The 22,215-nt window shown below is 69.9% G+C and carries 24 protein-coding genes, 1 tRNA gene and 1 pseudogene; 13 read left to right on the top strand and 13 right to left on the bottom strand.

The features are described 5' to 3' along the window. Positions 1-40: 40 nt before the first annotated feature. Positions 41-634, bottom strand: a complete 594-nt coding sequence (locus tag Ahu01nite_RS04010; protein ID WP_203835003.1) for a TetR/AcrR family transcriptional regulator — start codon at positions 632-634, stop codon at positions 41-43. An 89-nt stretch (positions 635-723) separates the two neighbouring features. On the opposite strand from Ahu01nite_RS04010, the gene Ahu01nite_RS04005 reads away from it, so the two are divergent. Both Ahu01nite_RS04005 and Ahu01nite_RS04000 read left to right on the top strand, forming a co-directional pair. Further along, the gene (locus tag Ahu01nite_RS04005) at positions 724-1,083 is read left to right on the top strand and encodes a nuclear transport factor 2 family protein (RefSeq protein ID WP_203835002.1); all 360 of its coding nucleotides are present in this window, start codon (positions 724-726) and stop codon (positions 1,081-1,083) included. A gap of 37 nt (positions 1,084-1,120) precedes the next feature. Next, positions 1,121-1,573, top strand: a complete 453-nt coding sequence (locus Ahu01nite_RS04000; protein WP_203835001.1) for a DUF4279 domain-containing protein — start codon at positions 1,121-1,123, stop codon at positions 1,571-1,573. 59 nt (positions 1,574-1,632) lie between these two features. On the opposite strand, the gene fabF is transcribed toward Ahu01nite_RS04000, so the two are convergent. The 5 genes from fabF to Ahu01nite_RS03975 all read right to left on the bottom strand — a co-directional run bounded on the left by fabF (position 1,633) and on the right by Ahu01nite_RS03975 (position 6,324). Beyond that, positions 1,633-2,859 carry a beta-ketoacyl-ACP synthase II gene (fabF, locus tag Ahu01nite_RS03995; RefSeq protein WP_203835000.1) on the bottom strand — a complete coding sequence of 409 codons (1,227 nt, stop codon included), beginning with the start codon at positions 2,857-2,859 and terminating at the stop codon, positions 1,633-1,635. Position 2,860: 1 nt separating this feature from the next. Beyond that, positions 2,861-3,103 (bottom strand): acyl carrier protein, encoded by a 243-nt coding sequence (locus tag Ahu01nite_RS03990; protein ID WP_015619828.1) that lies wholly within the window; start codon positions 3,101-3,103, stop codon positions 2,861-2,863. Between the two features lie 32 nt (positions 3,104-3,135). Further along, on the bottom strand, positions 3,136-4,086 hold the full coding sequence (locus Ahu01nite_RS03985; protein ID WP_203834999.1) for a beta-ketoacyl-ACP synthase III: 951 nt from the start codon (positions 4,084-4,086) through the stop codon (positions 3,136-3,138). Positions 4,087-4,088: 2 nt separating this feature from the next. Then, on the bottom strand, positions 4,089-5,021 hold the full coding sequence (locus Ahu01nite_RS03980) for an ACP S-malonyltransferase (protein ID WP_203834998.1): 933 nt from the start codon (positions 5,019-5,021) through the stop codon (positions 4,089-4,091). A gap of 118 nt (positions 5,022-5,139) precedes the next feature. After that, positions 5,140-6,324 carry a PucR family transcriptional regulator gene (locus tag Ahu01nite_RS03975; RefSeq protein ID WP_203834997.1) on the bottom strand — a complete coding sequence of 395 codons (1,185 nt, stop codon included), beginning with the start codon at positions 6,322-6,324 and terminating at the stop codon, positions 5,140-5,142. A gap of 235 nt (positions 6,325-6,559) precedes the next feature. Here Ahu01nite_RS03975 and Ahu01nite_RS03970 point away from each other — a divergent pair, with 235 nt between their 5' ends. The 4 genes from Ahu01nite_RS03970 to Ahu01nite_RS03955 all read left to right on the top strand — a co-directional run bounded on the left by Ahu01nite_RS03970 (position 6,560) and on the right by Ahu01nite_RS03955 (position 8,706). Then, the gene (locus tag Ahu01nite_RS03970) at positions 6,560-6,772 is read left to right on the top strand and encodes a hypothetical protein (protein ID WP_213003233.1); all 213 of its coding nucleotides are present in this window, start codon (positions 6,560-6,562) and stop codon (positions 6,770-6,772) included. A 70-nt stretch (positions 6,773-6,842) separates the two neighbouring features. Then, the gene (locus Ahu01nite_RS03965) at positions 6,843-7,394 is read left to right on the top strand and encodes a TetR/AcrR family transcriptional regulator (protein WP_203834995.1); all 552 of its coding nucleotides are present in this window, start codon (positions 6,843-6,845) and stop codon (positions 7,392-7,394) included. Positions 7,395-7,456: 62 nt separating this feature from the next. Beyond that, positions 7,457-7,945 (top strand): sigma factor-like helix-turn-helix DNA-binding protein, encoded by a 489-nt coding sequence (locus Ahu01nite_RS03960; RefSeq protein WP_203834994.1) that lies wholly within the window; start codon positions 7,457-7,459, stop codon positions 7,943-7,945. Positions 7,946-7,953: 8 nt separating this feature from the next. Continuing rightward, positions 7,954-8,706, top strand: a complete 753-nt coding sequence (locus Ahu01nite_RS03955) for a hypothetical protein (protein ID WP_203834993.1) — start codon at positions 7,954-7,956, stop codon at positions 8,704-8,706. On the opposite strand, the gene Ahu01nite_RS03950 is transcribed toward Ahu01nite_RS03955, so the two are convergent. From Ahu01nite_RS03950 to Ahu01nite_RS50155, 4 genes and pseudogenes are all read right to left on the bottom strand, one after another. Further along, positions 8,703-9,350: a hypothetical protein gene (locus Ahu01nite_RS03950; protein ID WP_203834992.1), complete on the bottom strand. Its 648-nt coding sequence runs from the start codon at positions 9,348-9,350 to the stop codon at positions 8,703-8,705. The genes Ahu01nite_RS03955 and Ahu01nite_RS03950 overlap by 4 nt on opposite strands. 353 nt (positions 9,351-9,703) lie before the next feature. Next, a complete protein-coding gene (gltX, locus tag Ahu01nite_RS03945; RefSeq protein WP_203834991.1) occupies positions 9,704-11,113 on the bottom strand; it encodes a glutamate--tRNA ligase in 1,410 nt (469 codons plus the stop codon). Between the two features lie 65 nt (positions 11,114-11,178). Beyond that, the gene (locus Ahu01nite_RS51280) at positions 11,179-11,301 is read right to left on the bottom strand and encodes a hypothetical protein (RefSeq protein WP_275411701.1); all 123 of its coding nucleotides are present in this window, start codon (positions 11,299-11,301) and stop codon (positions 11,179-11,181) included. 16 nt (positions 11,302-11,317) lie between these two features. After that, positions 11,318-11,473 (bottom strand): annotated as a pseudogene (locus Ahu01nite_RS50155) (DNA glycosylase AlkZ-like family protein); the annotation flags it as partial. 217 nt (positions 11,474-11,690) lie between these two features. Between Ahu01nite_RS50155 and Ahu01nite_RS03935 the strand changes: the two are divergent. The 3 genes from Ahu01nite_RS03935 to Ahu01nite_RS03925 are packed head-to-tail and all read left to right on the top strand — an operon-like array spanning position 11,691 to position 13,010. Next, the gene (locus tag Ahu01nite_RS03935; protein WP_203834990.1) at positions 11,691-12,224 is read left to right on the top strand and encodes a dihydrofolate reductase family protein; all 534 of its coding nucleotides are present in this window, start codon (positions 11,691-11,693) and stop codon (positions 12,222-12,224) included. A gap of 4 nt (positions 12,225-12,228) precedes the next feature. After that, on the top strand, positions 12,229-12,558 hold the full coding sequence (locus tag Ahu01nite_RS03930; protein ID WP_203834989.1) for an ArsR/SmtB family transcription factor: 330 nt from the start codon (positions 12,229-12,231) through the stop codon (positions 12,556-12,558). Beyond that, positions 12,558-13,010, top strand: coding sequence for an SRPBCC domain-containing protein (locus Ahu01nite_RS03925; protein WP_203834988.1), 453 nt, complete (start codon positions 12,558-12,560; stop codon positions 13,008-13,010). Before Ahu01nite_RS03930 ends, Ahu01nite_RS03925 begins: the two co-directional genes overlap by 1 nt. Here Ahu01nite_RS03925 and Ahu01nite_RS03920 read toward each other — a convergent pair. The 3 genes from Ahu01nite_RS03920 to Ahu01nite_RS03910 all read right to left on the bottom strand — a co-directional run bounded on the left by Ahu01nite_RS03920 (position 13,000) and on the right by Ahu01nite_RS03910 (position 18,493). Continuing rightward, positions 13,000-15,123: a methyl-accepting chemotaxis protein gene (locus Ahu01nite_RS03920; protein WP_203834987.1), complete on the bottom strand. Its 2,124-nt coding sequence runs from the start codon at positions 15,121-15,123 to the stop codon at positions 13,000-13,002. The genes Ahu01nite_RS03925 and Ahu01nite_RS03920 overlap by 11 nt on opposite strands. Before the next feature lie 79 nt (positions 15,124-15,202). Next, complete coding sequence (aceE, locus tag Ahu01nite_RS03915) at positions 15,203-17,941, bottom strand: pyruvate dehydrogenase (acetyl-transferring), homodimeric type (RefSeq protein ID WP_203834986.1); 2,739 nt, start codon at positions 17,939-17,941, stop codon at positions 15,203-15,205. 150 nt (positions 17,942-18,091) lie between these two features. After that, positions 18,092-18,493, bottom strand: a complete 402-nt coding sequence (locus tag Ahu01nite_RS03910; protein ID WP_203834985.1) for a YjbQ family protein — start codon at positions 18,491-18,493, stop codon at positions 18,092-18,094. A 162-nt stretch (positions 18,494-18,655) separates the two neighbouring features. On the opposite strand from Ahu01nite_RS03910, the gene Ahu01nite_RS03905 reads away from it, so the two are divergent. The 4 genes from Ahu01nite_RS03905 to Ahu01nite_RS03890 all read left to right on the top strand — a co-directional run bounded on the left by Ahu01nite_RS03905 (position 18,656) and on the right by Ahu01nite_RS03890 (position 22,135). Then, positions 18,656-20,923 carry a thiamine pyrophosphate-dependent enzyme gene (locus tag Ahu01nite_RS03905; protein ID WP_203834984.1) on the top strand — a complete coding sequence of 756 codons (2,268 nt, stop codon included), beginning with the start codon at positions 18,656-18,658 and terminating at the stop codon, positions 20,921-20,923. 95 nt (positions 20,924-21,018) lie between these two features. Then, positions 21,019-21,450: a DUF3052 domain-containing protein gene (locus Ahu01nite_RS03900; protein ID WP_203834983.1), complete on the top strand. Its 432-nt coding sequence runs from the start codon at positions 21,019-21,021 to the stop codon at positions 21,448-21,450. Between the two features lie 63 nt (positions 21,451-21,513). Next, entirely contained in the window at positions 21,514-21,978 is a 465-nt protein-coding gene (locus tag Ahu01nite_RS03895; protein ID WP_203834982.1) for a peroxiredoxin, read from the top strand. An 85-nt stretch (positions 21,979-22,063) separates the two neighbouring features. After that, positions 22,064-22,135: transfer RNA gene (locus Ahu01nite_RS03890), tRNA-Val, on the top strand. Positions 22,136-22,215 lie beyond the last annotated feature (80 nt).

The raw sequence follows: 22,215 nt of genomic DNA, 5'->3' as shown, positions 1-22,215 counted from the left end.
CCGCCCGGGTGATCTCCTGCCCGGTGCGGTAGCGCAGGACTCAGGCCCGCAGGCCGGTCAGCAGGCGTTCGACGTCGGTCCGGGCGGCTTCGAAGGTCTGTTCCGGTGTGGCGGACTCGGCGATCATCGTGGCCGCCTCGCAGACAGCGCCGATGACCAGCCTGGTGCGGAGAGCGTCGTCACCCGCGGTCAGCTCGCCTGCCTCGCGGAGCCGCCTGAATGCCGTCCGGAGCAGGCCCGCGGCATGCCGGTCCTCGATGTCGCGGATCGTCGTGCGGTCGAGCACCCGGGGCCCGTCGACCACCACGATGCGCTGCAGGTGCGGCTCGGCGACCGCGGTCAGGAACTGCGCCACGCCGGCTTCGAGCTTCTGCCAGGCGGTGCCGGCGGCCGTGACGGCAGCGGTCGTACGGGCGGCGATGCGCTCGTGTGCGGCGGCGTACACGGCCAGGAACAGCCCCTGTTTGCCGCCGAAGTGGTGGTAGACCGCCCCCTTGGTCAGGCTCGCGGCCTCGGCCACGGCGTCGATCGTGACGCGGTCGTAGCCGACGGCCCCGAACGCGGTGGTCGCGTGCGCGAGCAGGTCGGTGGTGGTGCCGGCAGACCGCGCGGCCTGGGTGCGGCGCGTCGGCATAGGACGTCCTCGGCTTGACATCGGAGTGGACCGGTCAAATGATACATACTCCAAGTACGTACTTCGAGTATGTAAGTTAGGAGCGTGCCATGCAGGACTTTGTCGACCGCTGGGCCGCGTTCTGGAGCTCGCCCGACCCGGCGCGCGTGGGTGAGCTCGCAGCCCCCGGCATCGAGCTGCGATACCCCGGGCTGCCCGAGCCGTTGCGTGGCATCGAGGCATGGCGCGAGCGGGTAGCCGCCATCGTCGGGCGTTTTCCGGATGTGCGGCTGGCCGTCACCGCGTACGCCATGGTGGATGATCTTTGTTTTGTGAGCTGGCGCGGCACCGCCACCGCGGCCGGGCAGTCGATCGCCTGGGAGGGCATCGATCGCATGCGGCTGCACGGCGGCCTCGTTGTCGAGTCCCTGGTTGCCTTCGACACCGCCGGACTGCGTCCTGCCGCCTGACCGGATGAGCCCGGCGGGACGGGGATAGCGTTCGGGGGTGAGTGATGATGAGGGCTCGGTCCTGGTTAAGCAGTATGTGTACTTTGCCCTGAAGAGCGACGTGACGACGCCGGAGGAGATAACCGCGAAGCTGGGCTTTCAGCCCGATCGGGTCGGGGTCCGGGGGTCACGCCAGACCACGCCGCCGGTCCCGGCCGCCCACACGTGGGCTGTCGAATGCCGCAAGCCCCGGATGACCGTCGACGAGCAGGTCTCCGAGGTGCTGGACCGGATCCGGCCCATAGCCAACGGCATCCGTGAGCTGGTGGAGCCGGGCGAGATCGAGGCCGTGCTGCAGATCGTCCGCTACTTCGAGGTGGACGACGGCGACCCGCAGGCAGCCGAGGACGGCCCGCCGGAGTCACTGCTCGGCTGGCATCTCACCATCGCCGACCTGGCTTTTCTGGTGTCGATCGACGCGGACGTCAGCATCGACGAATACAGCGTCTGACCGCTGAGAACAGGAAAGGGCGCCTCCGCGAGGAGACGCCCTGACCTGGAAGTGCGAGGTCACACCCGGGTGAAGACCAGGGCTACGTTGTGACCGCCGAAGCCGAACGAGTTGTTCATCGCCGCCGCGATCTCGAGGGGACGGGCCTTGTGGGCCGCCACGTCGAGGTCGAGGCGATCGTCCGGGTCGTCCAGGTTGATCGTCGGGGGTACGACGCTGTCCCGGATGGCCAGGATGGTGGCGATGGACTCCAGGGCGCCGGCCGCGCCGAGGAGGTGACCCGACATGGACTTCGTCGAGGTGATCACCGGGTGGTCGCCGACGGCGGCCCGGATGCCCTTGATCTCGCCCATGTCGCCGGCCGGGGTCGAGGTGGCGTGCGCGTTGACGTGGGCGATGTCGGCGCCGGTCAGGCCGGCGTCCTGGATCGCCTTGGTCATCGCGCGGATGCCGCCCTTGCAGTCCGGGTCGGGCTGGACGATGTCGAAGCCGTCGGAGGTGATGCCGGCGCCGGCGAGACGGGCGTAGATGCGCGCGCCCCGGGCGACGGCGTGGTCGTAGCGCTCGAGCACCAGGGCGCCCGAGCCTTCACCCATGACAAAACCGTCGCGGCCCTTGTCCCACGGGCGGGAGGCCTTCTCGGGCTCGTCGTTACGCGTCGACATGGCGCGCATCGAGGCGAAACCGGCGAGCGGAAGCGGGTGGATGACCGCCTCGGTGCCGCCCGCGACGACCACGTCGGCGCGGCCGGAGCGGATGATGTCGAGGGCCAGGGACAGCGCCTCGGAACCGGTGGCGCAGGCGCTGGCCATGGAGTGCACGCCGGCCCGTGCCTGCAGGTCGATGCCGATCCAGGCCGCGGGGCCGTTGGGCATGAGCATCGGCACGGTGTGCGGGCTGACCCGGCGCGGGCCCGAGGCCTCCAGGATGTCGTCCTGGTTGAGCAGGGTGACCGCGCCCCCTATGCCGCTGCCGAAGCTGACGGCGAGGCGTTCCGGGTCGAGCCCGGAGCCTTCGAGGCCCGAGTCGGCCCAGGCCTGCTTCGCGGCGATCAGGGCGATCGCCTCGGAGCGGTCGAGCTTGCGCATCCGGACCCGGTCGATGACCTCGGACGGGTCGACGGCGAGCTGCCCCGCGATGCGTACGGTCAACTGCTCGGCCCACTCCGCGGTGAGCGGGGTCACCCCGGAGCGGCCGGCGAGCATGGCGTCCCAGGTGGACGCGACGTCCCCGCCAAGCGGGGTCGTCGCGCCGAGCCCGGTGACGACGACGTCAGTGACACTCATGTCAGTGGTTCGCCTCGATGAAGGAGACGGCGTCGCCGACGGTCTTGAGGTTCTGGACCTCGTTGTCGGGGATCTTGACGCCGAACTTCTCCTCGGCTGCCACCACGACCTCGACCATGGAGAGCGAGTCGACGTCCAGGTCGTCGGTGAAGCTCTTCTCCTCGGCGACGTCCTCCGGGTTCACCCCGGCGACCTCTTCGAGGATCTCGGCGAGGCCGGAGGTGATCTCTTCGCGAGTTGCCATTGTGTGGTCTTTCCTCTCGATGGTGGTCTTGCTTACGGACAGCGAATGACCTGTCCGGCGTAGGTGAGGCCGCCGCCGAAGCCGAAGAGCAGCACCGGGGCACCCGAGGGCACCTCGCGCCTCTCGACCAGCTTGGACAGCGCCAGCGGGATGCTAGCCGCGGAGGTGTTGCCGGACTCGACCAGGTCCTTGGCGATGACCACGTCGGGGCCGAGGCCCAGCCGCTTGACGATGCCGTCGATGATGCGGGTGTTGGCCTGGTGCGGCACGAACGCCGCGAGCTCGGACGGCTTGACGCCGGCCCGCTCGCAGGCCTGCAGGGCGAGCGGCGCGAGCGCGGTGGTCGCCCAGCGGAAGACGACCTGACCGTCCTGCTTGATGTACGGGGTGCGCCCCTCGATCCGCAGCGCCTCGCCCTTCTCCGGGGCGGAACCCCAGAGCACCGGGCCGATGCCGGCCTGCTCGCCGTCGGGGACGCCGCTGACGATCGCGGCACCGGCACCGTCACCGAAGAGGATCGCGGTGGTGCGGTCGGTCCAGTCGGTCAGGTCGGAGAGCTTCTCGGCACCGATCACGAGGGCGTTACGGGTGGCGCCGGCCTGGATCGCGTGGTCCGCGGTGGCCAGCCCGTAGGAGAAGCCGGAGCACGCGGTGTTCAGGTCGAACGCGGCGGGCGCGGTGATGCCGAGGCGTGCGGCGACGCGGGTCGCGACGTTCGGGCACCGGTCGATCGAGGAGCAGGTGGCAACGACGACCATGTCGATGTCGGCGGCGGTCAGCCCGGAGCCGGCCAGGGCCTTCTCGGCGGCGAACGTGGACATGTCGGCGACCGACTCGGCGTCGGCGACCCGGCGTTCGGCGATGCCGACCCGGTCGCGGATCCACTCGTCGTTGGTCTCCATGAGCTGGGCCAGGTCGTTGTTGGTGACCACTTTCGAGGGCTGATAGTGGCCCATCGCCACGATGCGGGAACCCGCGGTCATGGTCATGCTCCTTCGGTCGCAGTGTGGCGGGCGATGAGGTCGCGGGCAGCGTCCAGGTCACCGGGGTTGTTCAGGGTGACGATCTCGGGGGCGTTCTCGCCCTTGAGCTCGCGCTTGACGATCCCCGCCAGGGTGCCGGCGGGCGGCAGCTCGATGATGCCGGTGACGCCCAGCTCGCGCAGGGTCCTCATGACCAGATCCCAGCGGACGGGGGCGGTGACCTGGCGGACCAGGCGCTGCAGCAGCTCTCGCCCGTCGGCGACGGACGTGCCGTCCAGGTCCGACAGGACCACGCGTGCCGGGTCGGCGACGCTGACCTCGGCGGCGGCGAGACCGAGGGCCTTCTCGGCGGGCGCCATGTACGGCGTGTGGAACGCCCCGGCGACGGCCAGCGAGCGGATCCGGGCGGCGGCGGGCGGCTCGGCGGCGAACTTCGCGAGCGCGTCGAGGGCGCCGGCGGCGACGATCTGGCCGGTGGCGTTGCGGTTGGCGGGGTAGAGCCCGTGCGCCTCGATCCCGGCGAGGACCGCGTCGGCGTCGCCGCCGAGGACGGCGCTCATGCCGGTCGGCTCCAGCGCGCAGGCGGCGGCCATCTCCCGGCCACGCACCCCGGCGAGGGTGATCGCGGTCTCCGGGGTCAGCACCCCGGCGAGGGCGGCGGCGCCGAGCTCGCCGACGCTGTGACCGGCGACGACGTCGACGCTCGCCAGCGGGAGGTGCTCGGCCGCGAGCAGGGCGGCGGCGACGAGCAGGGGCTGCGTACGCGCGGTGTCCTTGATCTCCTCGGCATCGGCCTCCGTCCCGAGGTGGACGAGGTCGACACCGGACAGCGCCGACCAGGCGGTCAGCCGGTCCCGGGCGCCGGGCAGTTCGAGCCAGGGAGCGAGGAAGCCGGGCTTCTGGGAGCCTTGGCCGGGGGAGAGGACTGCGAGCACGCTTATGACTCTCCCGGATCCGGGGTCATTACGAAGGTGTCGCACGGGACCAAACCCTACGACCGACGTTGTGGGTTTCCTACAAAGACCCCTGGTGCCTGTCCCACTAAGAGGTGTTTCACGTCGCCGGGTCGAGCCGGCCGATGGTCATCGCCATGCGCAGGGCGAACGCGTCGCGCCCGTCCAGCGGGGACAGCCCGGTCACTTCGGTAACCCTTTTGAGACGGTATCGCACCGTGTTCGGATGGACATAGAGCTCGCGGGCCGCGCTCTCCAGCACCCCGCCCGCCCCGAAGAAGGCGTCCAGGGTCTCGAGCAACCCACCCCCGGCCCGGGACAGGGAACCGTACGCGTCATGCCGCAGCGCCCGCCGTGCCTCGGGATCCCCGGCCAGGGCGCGTTCGGGCAGCAGGTCGTCGGCGGCGACCGGTTTCGGCGCGGCGGGCCAGGCGGGCGCTGCCCGGAACCCGGCGAGCGCGGCGCGGGCCGACTCGGTGGCCTGGTCCAGTGAGGGCACCGCCGGCCCGACGACGATCGGACCGTCGCCGAACGCGCCCGCGAGCTGCGTCGCCGTGGCGAGCGGGTCGGTGGCGCCGCCCATCACCACCACGATCCGGTCGCCGTGCACGCCACCGATGACCTCGACCCGGGCCCGTCGCGCGGCCCGGTAGACCGAGTGCAGCACCACGGTGTGGTCGCCGCCGGGGGAGCGGCCCACCACCACCGAGACGGGCGGGGCGTCGGCCCAGCCCAGGGCGGCGGCGCGGCTGGCGAGCACGTCGGAGGAATCGCCGCGCAGCAGGGCGTCCACGAGCAGGGCCTGCAGCCGGGTGTCCCACGCGCCGCGCGTCTCGGCGGCCCGGGCGTAGACACGGGCGGCGGAGAACGCGATCTCGCGGGAGAACTTGAGGATGGCCATGGCCAGCGCGTCCTCCTCGCCGTCGGCGGCGAGGGCCTGAACCTCGGACTCGGCGACGTCGATGGTCACCTTGATCAGCTGGACGGTCTGGGTCAGCGTGATCGCGCGCGCCAGGGTCCGGGGCGCGGCCGCGAAGACCTCGTCGGAGATCTCCTGGGTGCCGGCAGCCGTCCCGCCCGAGTGCAGCCACTCGACCAGGGAGCGGATGCCGGCCTGCGCGACGAGCATGACCGAGGAGCGCTGGTCGGCGGGCAGCGCCCGGAACCAGGGCAGCGTCTCCTCCATCCGGGCCACGCTGGCCGAGGCCAGGGTGCCGGCGCTGCGTTCGACCTTGCGGAGGGTGGCCGCCAGCGGGGCGTTCGTCGGTGCGGGTTTGCGTGCCACCGGACCAGCATGTCAGGCGGCCACCGGTACGCGGCGCGCGCGGCGAGAGGCGTACCTTTTGAGATATTTGTCCGTAATAGCGGTGCGCCTTCCCTGCGATTCCGGTCGGTGACCTGGCATCGTGTCGTCCTGGTACGTGACCGCGTACTTGACTCGATAACCGTCGAGGGTCAAGCGCGGGGTCGCGGTGCCGATGAGACCGGGTATCCCGGCGAAGCACGGAAAGGAGGCGGCAGTGACGGACCACGAGGGCGTACTCCCCGACCCGGAGCAGGACTGCACCGAGGACCTGCCCACCCTGCTCGCCCCCGAGCCGGCCGACGACTTCCCGCACCGCATGGGCTGCCGCACCCAGCTGCACGGCTGGGCCGGTGCCCACCTGCACGGTGCGGTCCGCCCCCGCCGCCGCGCCGCCGGTCGTGGCCGCCCGCCCGGCCGCTGGTGCTGAAGAGCCACGGGCGGGTGACCGCCCCGGCGCGTCCGCAGCGCCCGGGCGTACGGCCCGACACCGTGAGCGGGTGGACGACAAGAGACGGCTGATCCTCGACCAGGCCCTGGCGCTCGTCGACGAGCGCGGACTGGCCGCGATGTCCATGCGCGCGGTCGCCGAACGGGTCGGGCTGACGTCGATGGCGCTGTACCCGTACGTCGGCGGCAAGGACGCCATGCTGGACGGCCTGGTCGATCTGCTGAACCTGGAGCTGGCCGACTACGACGGCGACCCGGCGGAGATCGACTGGCGGCAGCGGCTCCGGGCGCTCGGACGGGCGGTGCGGGGGCTGTCGCTGCGGCACCCCGGCGCGTACCCGTTGCTGCTGAATCGCCCTTCGCCCGGCAGTTCCTGGCTGACCGCGGCCCTGCGCGCCACGCTGCACGACGCCGGTGTGGCCCCGGACACGGTGCCCCGGCTGACCCGGATGATCTGCGCGTTCCTGCTGGGCTACACGACCGGCGAGGTGACCGGCGGGCTGCCCGAGGCGACCCCGCAGGGAGACCCGGCCGGAGCCGAGTTCGACGCCGACCTGGACGATCTCGTACGCCTTGTCGAGGTCACCGTCCGGGTCGTGTGAACCCCGTTCCGCGACGAGGCCACCCCGCCGTGCCCTATAAAAGGGGCAAAAGGGAGGCCCGAATGACCGACGACTACGTGGCCCAGCGGTACGCCCACCTGCGCCGCGCGGCCTTCCTGATGTGCGGGGACTGGACGCGGGCGGCCGGCCTCGCCCGTGCCACGCTGGCCCGGGCGCTGACCGATCCGGACGTCGCCGATCTCGACCTGTGGGCGTACGGCGATCTGATGTCGGCCTTCAAACCCGCGCACAGCCGTCGCGAGCACGTCTTCGTGGCACCACCGCAGACAGCATCTCCGCAGGCGGCGGGCGAGCAGGACGCGGATGCCGCACTCAGCGACGTCTACACCGTCCTGGTCCTCGACGCCCTGCGCAGGCTGCCGCCGAAGTGCCGCGCGGTCCTGGTCCTGCACCACTTCTGCCATCTGCCGGTGGGTGAGACGGCCGACGTGCTCGGCATCGACGGCGGCAAGGTCACGGAGTACGAGGCCGAGGGGCTGGCCGCCTTCGGTGACCTGTTGCGCGCGACCCAGCCCGCCGGTGCACTGTGAGCGCGGCGATGACGTCCGTCCTGGAACGGGCGTGCGCCGGGGAGCCGCCGATCGGTGACGCGGTCGACGACATCTTCCGCCGCGCCGAACGGCTGCGCCGGCGACGGGCGGCCACCGTGGTCATCTCCGGCCTCGTCGCGGTCTGCCTGGTCGTCCTTCTCGGGTACGCCCTGACCACAGTCCTCCTCCCCGGCCACAAACCACGCTCGACAGCGGCCGTGGCGGTCGCCCAGCCCCGCCCGTCGGCAGTGCTGGATCCGGTGCTGAACGTCCTGGCCGCCCCGGTCGACGCCAAGGAGTTCCGGATCGTGCCCCGCCCGCCGTACCGCGGTTCGGGCTGGCGGCAGTACGCGGTCGTCGGCGCCGGTGGGGAATCCCGTGGCCTGATCGAGGTGGCGGTCTTCGACGCACCCGCGGGCCTGTGCCTGCCGGTGGCCGCGGACCCGAACGCCTGCGCCGACCCGGACCATTCAGCGTCCGGGTTCGAATTCGCCCGCTACGACGAGAGCGACGACCGGGACTGGCAGGTGCACGAGGTGATCGCCCGCCGGGTGGTCGACGGCCGCACGATCGCGGTGCAGGTCACCGGCGAGCGCGGCACGGGCGACCGGGACCGGGGCGAGGCACCGCTGACCACCCGCGAGGTGGCGGACGCGGCGACGAACCCGCGACTGCTGGACGGTTTCGGTCTCGGCGAGCGCTGCAATCAACCCGCGCCGGACTGCCCGGTCCTGCGCATCCCGGTGCGGCCCGCTGGTTAGACCCGTCGGCGGATGAGGAACGCGACGCCGGCCAGGCCGAGCAGGACGACGAGCAGGACCGCGCCGTTGAGCAGGAACAGCCGCTGCAACTGGTCGAAGACATCCTTGCCGACGGCGACCGGGTCGAGCTCCTCGTTGACGCTCTCGCCCACGCCGCCGCCGATGCCACCGGCGACCGCGTCGGGCTTCGCGTCCAGCGGAAGGCCGCTGAGCCGCAGCGTCTCGGACATCGAGAGCCGGCCGTAGAACCAGCCCGAGGTCTTCTTGCCGGTCGGCTGCTTGGCCGGCCGGTAGGCCCGCGGCCCGCCGGAGGCCATCGGGTACAGGTCGTAGACCTGGGTGGCCTTGTCCTTGATCTGCACGGTGACCGTGAACTTGACGCCGAGCTTGTCCGACTTGGGCTGAGTGGTGGTCGGCGTTGCGGCGCCCAGCCAGTTGACCTCGCCCAGCAGCCGCTGGAACAGGTCGGGGTGCTCGGCCTGCTTGACGACGAGCTTGCCCTCGGGGAACTTGCCGGTCACCATCACGGAATCCGGGGTCGCGGCCGCTTTGGGCGCGGCGCTCGCCGGCGCCGAGGACAGGGACAGGCCGATCGCGACGGTCGCGGCGAGCGCACCCGTCACGGTTACAAGCCGTTTCAACATCCCTCGAGCCACCGTCCGGCCTCCCCCGCCTTGGTGATGGACATGGTCCGCCGCGCCCCTGGTTCTGACGAACCCCGGTTCACAGCTTCCCCGCAGACGACCCCGGCCGCATCCCGGGCCACGACCTTTGGAGCCATCCGGAATAGACCCGGTGCAAAGGCGAGGGGGGTACGCCGACAGAGCTGATCAGCGGGCGAATAGTACCCAGCAGGAGCAAGTCCCGCAGTGCCCGGTCACCCGTCCTGCGGATACCTCTACCCCTATGACGCGCGCGGCTGACCAGGACGTTGCACCACTCGGTACACGCGCACTGAATTCTCAGTGAGCGTGTACCGAAATGGTCACGAAATAGTTCAGGCCACCTTCTGGCGGGCCGCTGCGAGCCGCGCGAGGGTCTTCTCCCGGCCGAGGACCTCGAGAGATTCGAAGAGCGGGAGTCCGACCGTACGCCCCGTGACGGCGACCCGCACCGGTGCCTGGGTCTTGCCGAGCTTGAGCCCGCGCTCCTCGCCGACCTTCTCGAGCGCGGCCTTCAACGGCTCGGCAGCCCACTCCTCGAGAGCGCCGAAGGCGGCCGCGGCGGCGTCGAGGATGTCGCCCGCACCCTCCTTCATCGCCTTGTTCCAGGACTGCTCGTCGCTGACCGGCTCGGCCAGGAACAGGAAGTCCACGTAGTCGACGATCTCGCTCAGCACCGCGATACGGGTCTGGGCGAGCGGCGCGACGTCGGCGAAGACCTGGAAGTCGAACGCCTCCGGGTCCCACGGCGGGGCCGCGATGGTCTCGGTGCCGCCCAGCCACGGCGCGCACACCGCGGCGAACTCCTCCGACGACAGCGCGCGGATGTATTCGCCGTTGAACGCCCGCAGCTTCTTGACGTCGAAGAACGCGGGGGAGTGGTTGACGTCCTCGAGCCGGAACTCGTCCTCCATGACCTGCCACGGCACGATCTCGCGGTCGCCGGTGGGCGCCCAGCCGAGCAGCAGCAGATAGTTGCGCATGGCGGCGGCGAGATAACCCTCGTCGCGGTACGACTCCAGGGCCACCTTGTCGCGCCGCTTGGAGAGCTTCTGGCGCTTCTCGTTCACGATGACCGGCACGTGTGCCCAGATCGGGGGCTTGACCCCGAGCGCCTCCCACAGCAGCTGCTGCTTCGGGGTGTTGGGCAGGTGCTCCTCGGCGCGGATGACGTGGGTGATGCCCATTGTCATGTCGTCCACGACGTTGGCGAGCAGGAACACGGCGGTGCCGTTGCTCCGGGCGATGACGAAGTCCTCGATGAGCTTGTTCTCGAACGTCGGCTCGCCCCGGACCAGGTCGACGACGACGGTGCTGCCCTCGTCGGGCGTACGGAAGCGCAGCGCACGACCCTCGCCCGGGCCGAGCGCACGTTCCCGGCAGAAGCCGTCATAGCCGGTGTGGGTGTTGCCGGAACGCGCGACGACGTCCTCGCGGGTGCAGTCGCAGTAGTAGGCGCGGCCCTCGGCGTAGAGCCGGGTGGCGGCGGCGGTGTGCTCGCTCGCGTAGGAGGACTGGAAGTAGGGGCCCTCGTAGCTGCCGCGTTCGATGCCGATCCAGTCGAGGGCGGAGATGATGCCCTCGATCCACTCGGGACGGTTGCGGGCCGCGTCGGTGTCCTCGATGCGAAGGACGAACGCGCCACCGGTCTGGTGGGCGACGATCCAGTTCTGCAGAGCGGAACGGGCGCCGCCGACGTGGAACATTCCGGTCGGCGAGGGGGCGAAGCGTACTCGTACAGTCACCCACCAAGACTACGGCGCCCGTCGAGCAGGTTCACGCCGGGCAGGTCAAGGCGCCACGCGGCGCCTCAATCCCGGCTGACCACCGCCCCCTCGGGAAGGGCCCGGCGCACCGCGGCCGGCAGCCGGCCGAAAGCGGTGATCACCGGCCTGCCGTCCCGTTCCTCCCAGACCCCCTCGATTTGTCTCACGGGTGCGCGTACTCATCGCTGCCACCCAGGTCGGGAGGTCCTCGGCCGGGAGGAGATGCAGGGTGCCCCGGGCTGCCCACGTGCGTACCAGAGTCCGATCCTGGTAGAGCGCTCTGTCGAGGTCCGCCGTTGCCGTCCGGATAGAGACCGCGGCCTGAGCCGATGCGGCCACTTGGGCATGCACCCCGCTGAGGCGGCGTGCGACGGCTATCGCGTCCGTTCCCCGCTCGCTGCCGAGGAATTGTCGCTCTATCCGCCGCCGCAGGATCTGGTCGAGGTTCACGCTTCTGGTTATACGCCCTTGACGCGAGTGCCGTGAGCTGGGTAGTTTACCGACAAGCTAATTAACCAGAACGTTAAACAAACCGACAGACTTGGGAGTACGGGACATGGGCAAGATCATCGCGGTGGAGTACGTGACGCTCGACGGTGTCTTCGAGGAGCCGAGCTGGAGCGGGCCCTACTTCAACGACGAGCTCGGCGGCTGGCAGGACGAGAACCTGCAGGAGGCGGACGCGTTGCTGCTCGGACGGCGTACCTATGAGGGTTTCAAGGCCGCGTGGCCCGGCATGGAGGAAGCGACCGGGCACTTCGGCAAGAAGATGAACTCGATGCCCAAGCACGTCGCCACCACCACGCTCACCGAGCCGGAGTGGAACGCCGCGTTCCTGACCGGTGAGGTCGCCGGGGCCGTCGGCGCGCTCAAGGACGGCCCGGAGAGTCTGCTGATCAACGGCAGCGCCGAGCTGGTCAACTATCTGACCCGGCACAACCTGATCGACGAGTACCGGATCATGGTCTTCCCGGTCGTCGTCGGCGAGGGGCGCAAGCTGTGGCACGACGGCACCAAGGTCGCGCTCTCGCTGACCAAGAGCTGGAGCACGAAGACCGGCGTCGAGGTCATCACGTACGTGCCGGCCTGATCCGGTGGCGGACGACCGGCTGAGCGTCATCTTCGGCGCCCTCGCCGACCCCACGCGCCGGGCCATCCTGGCGCGCCTGGCGCAGGGCTCGGCGAGCGTCAACGAGCTGGCCGAGCCGTTCGCCATGACCCTGCCCGCCGTCTCCAAGCACCTCAAGGTCCTCGAGCGGGCCGGCCTGATCTCCCGCGGCCGCGAGGCCCAGTGGCGCCCGTGCAAGCTCGAGGCCGAGGGGTTGCAGGAGGCCTCCGAGTGGGTGGACCGCTACCGCCAGTTCTGGGAGTCGAGCTACGACAAGCTCGACGCCCACCTCAAGAACCTGATGAAAGGCACCTGATGGATTTCCGTGAGATCGACATCGTTCGCGTCTTCGACGCTCCCCGCGAGCTCGTCTGGGCGGCCTGGACCGACCCGGACCAGCTCGCCGCCTGGTGGGGGCCTTCCGGCATGACCACACCCCGGGAGAGCGTGGAGATGGATGTACGCCCCGGCGGTGTCTTCCGCCTGACCATGGTCGCCCCCGACGGGACGGAATTCCCGACCGACATGCGCTTCACCGTCGTCGAGCCGGTCGCCACGCTCGGGTACGAGTGGGAGGGCCAGCGCGGGATCGGCGGAGGCACCGCGACCGTCACCCTCAAGGATCTGGGCGACGGTCGCACAGAGCTCACCAACCACTTCGCCGGCTACACCGACGACGTGGTCCAGGGCTACATGATCGAGGGAACCAACCAGCAGTTCGACAAGCTCGCTGCCGTTCTGGGCGCGGGCGGGAAGATCAAACAGTAAATCTGTCCACGAGTACGGTGAGCCGGCGCGCGGTCGCGTCGAGCTCCTCGGCGGCCTGGTGGGAGACCTGCACCGCGCCGCGGGTGCTCTCCACGGCCCCGCTGACCGCGCCGATGCCCGAAGCGATCTCCTGGCTGCCCACGGCCACCTCGGAGATGTTGCGCGACATCTCCGCGGTCGTCGCGGCCTGCTCCTCGACCGCCGCGGCGATCGCCGTCTGGTAGTCGTTGACCTGAGCGATCGTGTTCGTGATCGCGTTGATCGCCTCGACGGCCTTGGCGGTGTCGCCCTCGATGGCCGACACCCGCGCGGTGACGTCCTCGGTCGCCTTCGCGGTCTCCTGGGCCAGATCCTTGACCTCGCCCGCGACCACCGCGAAGCCCTTACCGGCGTCGCCCGCCCGGGCCGCCTCGATCGTCGCGTTCAGCGCCAGCAGGTTCGTCTGCTCGGCGATGCTGGCGATCAGCCGGACCACGTCGGCGATCTTGCCGGTGGAGACGCGCAGCTCGTCGATGACGCCCGAGGCGGTGGCGGTGAGGCCCACGCCGTCACGCCCGGCCCTGGCCGCGTCCTGCGCGTTGCTGGAGATCTCGCTGATCGAGGCCCCCATCTCCTCGGCGCCGGCGGCAACCGTCTGCACCACGTGCGAGATGTCCTCGGCCGCCCGGCTCGCCGCTCCGGCCCGGTCGGAGGCGGTCGCGGCGGAGCCGGTCAGCTCGCCACCGGTCGTCGCGACCAGCCCGGCCGACTTCGACACCTCGTGCGACGCCCCGGTGACCTCGATCATCACCTCGCGTAGCTCGCTGACGGCCGTGTTGAGCGCCGTGCCGGCCCGGCCGATCTCGTCGGTGCCGCTCTCGTCGCTCCTGACCGTCAGGTCACGCTTGGCCAGCCGGGCCAGGGCGTCGGTCAGCCGGCCCAGCCGCTTCGAGATGCGGCGCGCCTGCCCGGCCGCCAGCAGGCCACCGGCCACCGCCATCAGCAGCGCCGCGATGACGAACGCGACCAGCATGTCCCGGCGCCCGTCGCGGACCGCGTCGGAGGCTCCGGTGGTGTCGGCCTCGTACCCGTTGACCGCGATCGCCCAGGAGAAGGGCTTGTAGAACGACGCCGTGGTGATCGTGTTGCCGGCCTTGCCGTTGGTGGCGCCGGGCAGCTGGTACGTGGTCCGGAACGTGTTGTCGCCGGTGAGCTTCGTCGCCTCGGTGACGATCTGCTCGACGTACTTCACGCCCTTGGCGTCGGTGGCGTCCAGCACGGTCGTCCCGGCCGCGCCGTCGACGCTGGAGGCGATGACCCGGCCCTTGTCGGCGCTGTTCGTGCTGTAGACCGCCACCGAGCCGTTCTCGCGGATCTTGCTGCCGGCGATCGCGTCGGTCAGGTTCGCCAGGGCGGTGGACTGGGGTACGCCGACGAACAGCGCGCCGATGACCGTACCGGAGCTGTCCTTGATCGGGTCGTACGCCGTGATGAACCAGGTGTCGACCACCTGCGCCACGCCGCGGTAGCTCTTGCCCGACTTGATCGCGGCGGCGACGGCGTTCGGGGTGCCGTCCGCGCCTGTCGCCGGGATGTACGTACCGATCACCCGGTTGCCGGTCTTGCCCTTGACGTTCGTCGCCACCCGCAGCAGGTCACCGTCGTCGTTCATCCGCTGGAAGACGGTCACCGAGCGCCCGGTGAGGTCGGCGGTGTCGTCCACGAACGTGGTGGAGGTGCCGAAGCTCGTGTTCTGGCCCAGCCACTTGCCGCCCACGGCCATCCGGGGCAGGGTCACGGTGCTCTTGGCCTGGCTGACCTGGTTGGTCGTGGCCCACTTGACGGTCCGGTCCTGCAGCGACGCGCCGCCGGCCTTCTTGAGCAGCGAGTTGGCGGTGTTCATGCTGTTGCTGACGCCGGTCTGCACCTCGTCGCCGACCGAGCTGACCAGCCTGTTCACCTCGTCCGAGGTGCGGTTCAGATCGTCGGTCGTCAGCTGCTGGACCTGGTCGTCCGTGCGGTCGGCGAACGAACCGCTCTGCCAGGCGCCGACCCCTACGAGGACCGCGGCCGTACTGATGACACTGCCGAGGCCGAGGGCAAGCAGCTTGTGACTGATCTGAGCACGCACCATGCCCGACTTTTCGACCATCTCGGGCAAAAACTGAGGGGTGTACCGCTGTAACGCGGCACACCCCTTCAGGCCGTGCTGATCAGCTGTCGCCGCCGGTCTCGCCGACCGGAGCCGCGCTGACGTCGTCGATCGCGTACTTCTTGGCGGCCTCGGCCGGCACGTGCGCCGGGACCTTGCCGCGCAGCGCGAGCTGGCGCAGCGTCGCCACGGCCACCGACTCCGCGTCCACGTGGAAGTGGCGGCGCAGGGCGTGCCGGGTGTCGCTCATGCCGAAGCCGTCCGTGCCCAGCGACGTGTAGTCGTTCGGCACCCAGCGGCTGATCAGGTCGGGGACGGCCCGCATCCAGTCGCTGACCGCGACGACCGGGCCCTCCGTGCCTTCCAGCTTGGTCTGGATGTACGGCTTGCGCCCCGGCTCGCCCGGGTTGAGCAGGTTGTGCTCCTCGGTCTCCACCGCGTCGCGGCGCAGCTCGGTCCACGAGGTCACCGACCAGACATCGGCGCCGACGCCCCAGTCCTGAGCGAGCAGCTCCTGCGCCTTGATCGCCCACTGCATGCCCGTGCCGGAGGCGAGGATCTGCGCCTTCGGACCGGTCGTCTGCGGCGCCGCGGCATAGCGGTAGATGCCCTTGAGCAGGCCCTCGACGTCGACGTCGGCCGGCTCCGCGGGCTGCAGGATCGGCTCGTTGTAGATCGTCAGGTAGTAGTAGACGTTCTCCTGGTGCTCGCCGTACATCCGGTGCAGGCCACGCTCGACGATGTGCGCGATCTCGAACGCGAACGCCGGGTCGTACGCCACCACCGCGGGGTTGGTCGCGGCGATCAGCAGCGAGTGGCCGTCCTCGTGCTGCAGGCCCTCGCCGTTGAGCGTGGTGCGGCCCGCGGTCGCGCCGAGCAGGAAGCCCCGGGTCATCTGGTCCGAGGCGGCCCACAGCTCGTCCGCCGTGCGCTGGAAGCCGAACATCGAGTAGAAGATGTACAGCGGGATCATCGGCTCGTCGTGGGTCGCGTACGACGTGCCCGCGGCGATGAAGCTTGCGGTCGAGCCGGCCTCGTTGATCCCCTCGTGCAGGATCTGCCCGGTGGTCGACTCCTTGTACGACAGGAAGAGCTCCCGGTCGACCGACGTGTAGGTCTGGCCGTGCGGCGAGTAGATCTTCTTCGTCGGGAAGAGCGAGTCCATGCCGAACGTACGCGCCTCGTCAGGGATGATCGGCACCCAGCGGGCCCCGAACTCCTTGTCGCGCATCAGGTCCTTGAGCAGGCGCACGAAGGCCATCGTGGTGGCGATCTTCTGCTTGCCGGACCCGCGCTTGACGTCACCGAACGTCTTCGACTCCGGGATCGCCAGCGTCTTCGGCTTGGTGCGCCGGGTCGGCACGTAGCCGCCCAGCTCGCGCCGGCGCTCCTGCAGGTACTGCATCTCGTCGGACTTCGCACCGGGGTGGAAGTACGGCGGGAGGTACGGGTTCTCCTCGAGCTGCTTGTCGCTGATGTCGAGGTAGAGCCGGTCCCGGAAGCCCTTGAGGTCGTCCAGGGTCAGCTTCTTCATCTGGTGCGTGGCGTTGCGGGCCTCGAAGTGCGAGCCCAGCGTCCAGCCCTTGATGGTGTGCGCCAGGATGACCGTCGGCTGGCCGGTGTGCTCGGTGGCGGCCTTGTACGCGGCGTAGAGCTTGCGGTAGTCGTGACCACCGCGCTTGAGGTTCCACACGTCGTCGTCGGACATGCCCTCGACCAGCTTGCGGGTGCGCGGGTCACGGCCGAAGAAGTTCTCCCGGACGTACGCGCCGGACTCGCCCTTGTACGTCTGGAAGTCGCCGTCCGGCGTGGTGTTCATCAGGTTGACCAGCGCGCCGTCGGTGTCCTTGGCGAGCAGGGCGTCCCACTCGCGGCCCCAGACGACCTTGATGACGTTCCAGCCGGCGCCGCGGAAGAACGACTCCAGCTCCTGGATGACCTTGCCGTTGCCCCGGACCGGGCCGTCGAGCCGCTGCAGGTTGCAGTTGATCACGAAGGTGAGGTTGTCGAGCTCCTCGCGGGCGGCCAGGCCGATCGCGCCGAGCGACTCGACCTCGTCCATCTCGCCGTCGCCGAGGAACGCCCAGACGTGCTGCTGGCTGGTGTCCTTGATGCCGCGGTTGTGCATGTACCGGTTGAACCGGGCCTGGTAGATCGCGTTCAGCGGGCCGATGCCCATGCTGACCGTCGGGAACTCCCAGAAGTCCGGCATCAGCCGCGGGTGCGGGTAGCTCGGCAGGCCGCCACCCGGGTGCGACAACTCCTGGCGGAAGCCGTCCAGGTCGTTCTCGGTCAGCCGGCCCTCGAGGTACGCGCGGGCGTACATGCCGGGGGAGGCGTGACCCTGGAAGAAGATGTGGTCGCCGCCGCCGGGGTGGTCCTTGCCGCGGAAGAAGTGGTTCATGCCGACCTCGTAGAGGCTGGCGCTCGACGCGTAGGTCGAGATGTGACCGCCCACGCCGATCTGCGGGCGCTGCGCGCGGTGCACCAGCATCGCGGCGTTCCATCGGATGTACGCCCGGATGCGCCGCTCCACGAACTCGTCGCCGGGGAACCAGGGCTCCTGCTCGGGCGGGATCGTGTTGATGTAATCGGTCGAGGTCAGGGGCGGGACGCCGACCTGTCGCTCACGGGCGCGTTCCAGCAGGCGCAGCATCACATAACGGGCTCTCTTGGGCCCGGCTTCGTCGATGACTCCGTCGAGCGACTCGACCCACTCGCTGGTTTCCTCGGGGTCGATGTCCGGAAGCTGGCTCGGCAGGCCGTCACTGATCACCGGGCGCTTGCGTTCCGTGGCCACAGGCATTCCTCTTGGTCGGTGTCGGACCGTACGCCCATTGTGTGAGCCGCACGGCAATGGTTCCATCCTGCCCCCTCCCGGTGCCCGTCGTCACGCCTACCGTCGTGCTGCGCGACATGGGACACATGTACTGGGCAGTAACTACTTTTGCTACCCCAGGAAACTGAAGCGGACCTGGCGCTCGGGGTTGTCGCCGTTCGGGTCGACGAGGCAGATGGACTGCCAGGTGCCCAGCGCTATGCGGCCGCCGATCACCGGCAGTGACGCGTACGGAGGGATCCAGGCAGGCAGAACATGGTCACGACCGTGACCGCGGGAACCGTGCCTGTGCCGCCACTTGTCCTGCGCCGGCAGCAGCTCGTCGATGGCCGTGAGCAGGTCTTCGTCGGATCCCGCACCGGTCTCGATGATCGCCAGCCCGGCGGTCGCATGCGGGACGAAGACGTGCAGCAGGCCGTCGCCGCGGCCGCGGACGAACAGCTCCGCTTCGCCCGTGATGTCGCGGACCACCGGCTTCGAACCGGTCCGGACGGTGATCACGGTGGTGTCCATGAGAGGGAAGTCTTACACGGAGACGTTCGTAGCTCATCACGCGGTTGTGCCTGTCCGCAGGCGAACGCGGTTATCCACAGGCGCCCGTTATCGACGCCCGTTATCCGCGTCCGTTATCCACAGGACGCGATTGCGCGGTGGCGGGGGTGGCCAAGGTCGGCAATGCTGGTTCGCGTGACCACGCCTCAACAACTCGACGAGCGCTTCCGCGACGCGGTCTCGGCCTTGCGGCCGCGCGACCCGCTGCGCGCGCCCGGCGAACCGGTCCGCGAAGGTTCCGCACTCACCGGTGAGCGGGCCCGGGAGCTCTTCGACGCCCAGCTCACCAGCCGCCACCTCGACCTCGCCGCGCGCTGGCTGCGCAGCTTCAACGAGGGTTTCTACACCATCGGGTCGTCCGGCCACGAGGGAAACGCCGCCGTCGCGGCCGTGCTGCGCCCGGATGATCCCGCCCTGCTCCACTACCGCTCCGGCGCGTTCTACTGTGTCCGGGCCGCTGTCGCTTCCGCTGCGGGCGACTTTGTTCTGGATGCCGCCCGAGATGTTCTCCGCGGCATCGTCGCGTCCTCGCTGGAGCCCATCTCCGGCGGCCGGCACAAGGTCTTCGGCCGGTCCGATCTGGCGATCATCCCCACGACGTCCACCATCGCCTCGCACCTCCCACGGGCCGTCGGCCTCGCGCTGGCCCCCTCGCTCAAGGGCGCCGACTCCTCCTGGCCCGCGGACGCGATCGTGGTCGCGTCCTTCGGCGACGCCTCGGTCAACCACGCCACCGCCACCGCCGCGTTCAACACCGCCGGCTACTACGAGCACCTCGGGCAGGACCTGCCGCTGCTGCTGGTCTGCGAGGACAACGGCCTCGGCATCAGCGTCCCCTCGCCCGAGGGCTGGGTGGCCGCCACGCTCAGCTCGCGCCCCGGCCTGCGCTACTTCGCCGCCGACGGCACCGATCTGGCCACCGCCTACGACACCGCCCGAGAAGCCGCCGACTGGGTTCGTGAGCAGCGCAAACCCGCCGTCCTGCACCTGTCCGTGGTGCGGCTGATGGGGCACGCGGGAGCGGACGCCGAGGTGGCCTATCGCGCCGCCGACGAGATCAGCAGCGACCTGGCCCGCGACCCCCTGATCGGCACCGCGCGCCTGCTGATCGAGGGCGGGTTCGCCACACCCGACGACCTGATCTCGCGTTACGACGAGCTCGGCTGGCAGGTCCGCAAGGTGGCCGAGGAGGTGCTCGGCGAGCCCAAACTCGCGACCGCGGCGGAGGTCGCGGCGCCGCTGGCCACCCGCCGCCCGCTGCGCACCTCGAAACACATCACCGACACCGCCACCCGGGCCAACGGAGCCGGTTCCGCGCTGCGCTCCCAGGCCTTCGGCGGCAAACTGCCCGAACGGGCAGGCCCGCTGACCCTCGCCCAGACGATCAACGCCACCCTGACCGACGCGCTGCTCGCCCATCCGGGCGCGTTGCTCTTCGGCGAGGACGTCGCGGTCAAGGGCGGCGTCTACGGCGTGACGAAGAACCTGCGCGAGCGCTTCGGAGCCACCCGGGTCTTCGACACCCTGCTCGACGAGACGTCCATCCTCGGCCTCGGCCTGGGCGCCGGTCTCGCGGGCCTGCTCCCGATCCCCGAGATCCAATATCTGGCATATCTGCACAACGCCGAGGACCAGCTCCGCGGTGAGGCGGCCACCATGGCGTTCTTCTCGCAGGGAGCGTTCCGCAACCCGATGGTGGTGCGCGTCGCAGGCCTCGCCTACCAGCAGAATTTCGGCGGCCACTTCCACAACGACAACTCGGTCGCTGTCCTGCGCGACGTGCCCGGCCTGGTCCTGGCCGTCCCCTCCCGCCCGGCCGACGCGGCCCCGCTGCTGCGCTCCTGCCTGGCCGCCGCGGCCGTGGACGGCACGGTGAGCGTGTTTCTCGAGCCCATCGCCCTCTACCACACCCGCGACCTGTTCCAGCAGGGAGACAACGAATGGCTCGCCCCCTACGCCCCACCCGGCGACTGGGCCGGCGCGCACATCCCCGTCGGCCGCGCCCGCACCTACCCGGTCGGCTCGGCGGAGGACCTGACGATCCTGACCTTCGGAAACGGCGTGCGCATGTCGCTGCGCGTCGCCGCCCAACTCGCCGCGGAAGGATACGGTTCCCGGGTGGTGGATCTGCGCTGGCTGAGCCCGCTCCCGGTTGCCGACCTCGTCCGCGAGGCCTCAGCGACCGGCCGGGTCCTCATCGTCGACGAAACCCGCCGCTCAGGCGGGGTCGGCGAGGGAATTCTGGCCGCTCTGGTGGACGGCGGATTCGTCGGCGCGGTCCGCCGGATCGCCTCGGTAGATTCACCCGTTCCGCTCGGTCCGGCAGCGCAACTGGTCCTGATCGGGGAAGATGCCATCACACAGGGTGCCCATGCCCTGCTGACGCGATAGATTGCCACACACTCGGTGCGCCACTTGCGCACAAGGCGCCGAGTGTGTGGACTACCCCCACAAAGTTGTCGTGAACAGCAAGGAGGAATTAGACAGTGAGCGCGACCGCTGGTCAGGCCGACGGCGTACGCAGCCTGGCGGACCGGTTCGGCTTCGAGCCGAGCATGGTGGTCATGGAGATGGGCTACGACGATGACGTAGACGAGGATCTCCGTGATGCCCTGACCGAACGCGTGGGCGAGTTGGTCGACGAGGACACCGATGAGGTGGTCGACGCGGTGCTTCTTTGGTACCGCGACGGCGACGGTGACCTGTTCGAACTGCTCACGGACGCTTTGAGCCCCCTAGCCGACAGTGGCGTGGTGTGGCTCCTGACCCCCAAGGCAGGCCGGGACGGCCATGTCGAACCCAGCGAGGTCAGCGAGAACGCGCCGGCCGCCGGCCTTCAGCAGACCTCCACGGTGAACGCGGGCACGGACTGGACCGCTGCCCGCCTGGTGTCCTCCCGCGGGGCGAAGAAGAAGTAACCCTTCCGCTTCGTCAGCCGCGCGGTACCCGCCGCCGCGCGGCCTTTTGGCTATCGTTGACCGATGCCGATCGACGTGGGCACAGAGGCGCCGGACTTCACGCTCAAGGACCAGAACAACCAGGAGGTCTCCCTCTCGGACTTCCGCGGCCGCAAAGCCGTACTCCTGGTCTTCTACCCCTTGGCGTTCTCCGGCACCTGCCAGGGCGAGCTCTCAGAGATCCAAGAGCACTACTCTGAGTACTCGAATGACTACATCCAGGTGTTGACGGCGAGTGTCGACTCCACATACAGCCACAAGATCTGGGCAGACCGCGAGGGCTTCACCTTCCCGCTCCTCGCGGACTTCTGGCCGCACGGCGCGGTCGCCCAGTCCTACGGCGTCTTCAACAACCAATCCGGCTTCGCCAACCGCGGCACCTTCATCATCGACAAGGAAGGCGCCGTCCGCTACGCCCAGATGCAAGGCCCCGGAGAACCCCGCGACCAGACCACCTGGCGCGAAACCCTCAAGGACCTCATCCTCTGAAGCCGGAGAAGACCCACCAGCCCCACCAAGGTAAGATAACCACTCCGGAACGCCCCGCGCCGTGACGAGCGCGGGGACGGGAGCCGGGCGCGTAGCTCAGTGGGAGAGCACTCGCCTTACAAGCGAGGGGTCGTAGGTTCGAAACCTACCGCGCCCACGAGAGTCGGAGGACTCTGTCCGCGTAACGCTCGGACCGGGGACTCTCGTCATGTTTGCTCCGGGGGCCGAGCCCCCGGA

This window comes from Winogradskya humida, from assembly GCF_016862215.1.
GTDB classification, from domain to species: domain Bacteria; phylum Actinomycetota; class Actinomycetes; order Mycobacteriales; family Micromonosporaceae; genus Actinoplanes; species Actinoplanes humidus.
Note: the sequence above shows the minus strand (reverse complement) of the source record. Positions and strands in the feature narration are given on the sequence as shown.

Bases quoted from the DNA above. Each gene is read 5' to 3' on its own strand.
- fabF (WP_203835000.1), bottom strand. From the start codon at position 2,859: ATGAGTGTCACTGACGTCGTCGTCACCGGGCTCGGCGCGACGACCCCG.
- Ahu01nite_RS03910 (WP_203834985.1), bottom strand. From the start codon at position 18,493: ATGGACACCACCGTGATCACCGTCCGGACCGGTTCGAAGCCGGTGGTC.
- Ahu01nite_RS03920 (WP_203834987.1), bottom strand. From the start codon at position 15,123: ATGGTGCGTGCTCAGATCAGTCACAAGCTGCTTGCCCTCGGCCTCGGC.
- Ahu01nite_RS03950 (WP_203834992.1), bottom strand. From the start codon at position 9,350: ATGTTGAAACGGCTTGTAACCGTGACGGGTGCGCTCGCCGCGACCGTC.
- Ahu01nite_RS03990 (WP_015619828.1), bottom strand. From the start codon at position 3,103: ATGGCAACTCGCGAAGAGATCACCTCCGGCCTCGCCGAGATCCTCGAA.
- Ahu01nite_RS04010 (WP_203835003.1), bottom strand. From the start codon at position 634: ATGCCGACGCGCCGCACCCAGGCCGCGCGGTCTGCCGGCACCACCACC.
- Ahu01nite_RS03925 (WP_203834988.1), top strand. From the start codon at position 12,558: ATGGATTTCCGTGAGATCGACATCGTTCGCGTCTTCGACGCTCCCCGC.
- Ahu01nite_RS03895 (WP_203834982.1), top strand. From the start codon at position 21,514: ATGCCGATCGACGTGGGCACAGAGGCGCCGGACTTCACGCTCAAGGAC.
- Ahu01nite_RS03955 (WP_203834993.1), top strand. From the start codon at position 7,954: ATGACGTCCGTCCTGGAACGGGCGTGCGCCGGGGAGCCGCCGATCGGT.
- Ahu01nite_RS03905 (WP_203834984.1), top strand. From the start codon at position 18,656: ATGCTGGTTCGCGTGACCACGCCTCAACAACTCGACGAGCGCTTCCGC.
- Ahu01nite_RS03985 (WP_203834999.1), bottom strand. From the start codon at position 4,086: ATGACCGCGGGTTCCCGCATCGTGGCGATGGGCCACTATCAGCCCTCG.
- Ahu01nite_RS04005 (WP_203835002.1), top strand. From the start codon at position 724: ATGCAGGACTTTGTCGACCGCTGGGCCGCGTTCTGGAGCTCGCCCGAC.
- Ahu01nite_RS03960 (WP_203834994.1), top strand. From the start codon at position 7,457: ATGACCGACGACTACGTGGCCCAGCGGTACGCCCACCTGCGCCGCGCG.
- Ahu01nite_RS03935 (WP_203834990.1), top strand. From the start codon at position 11,691: ATGGGCAAGATCATCGCGGTGGAGTACGTGACGCTCGACGGTGTCTTC.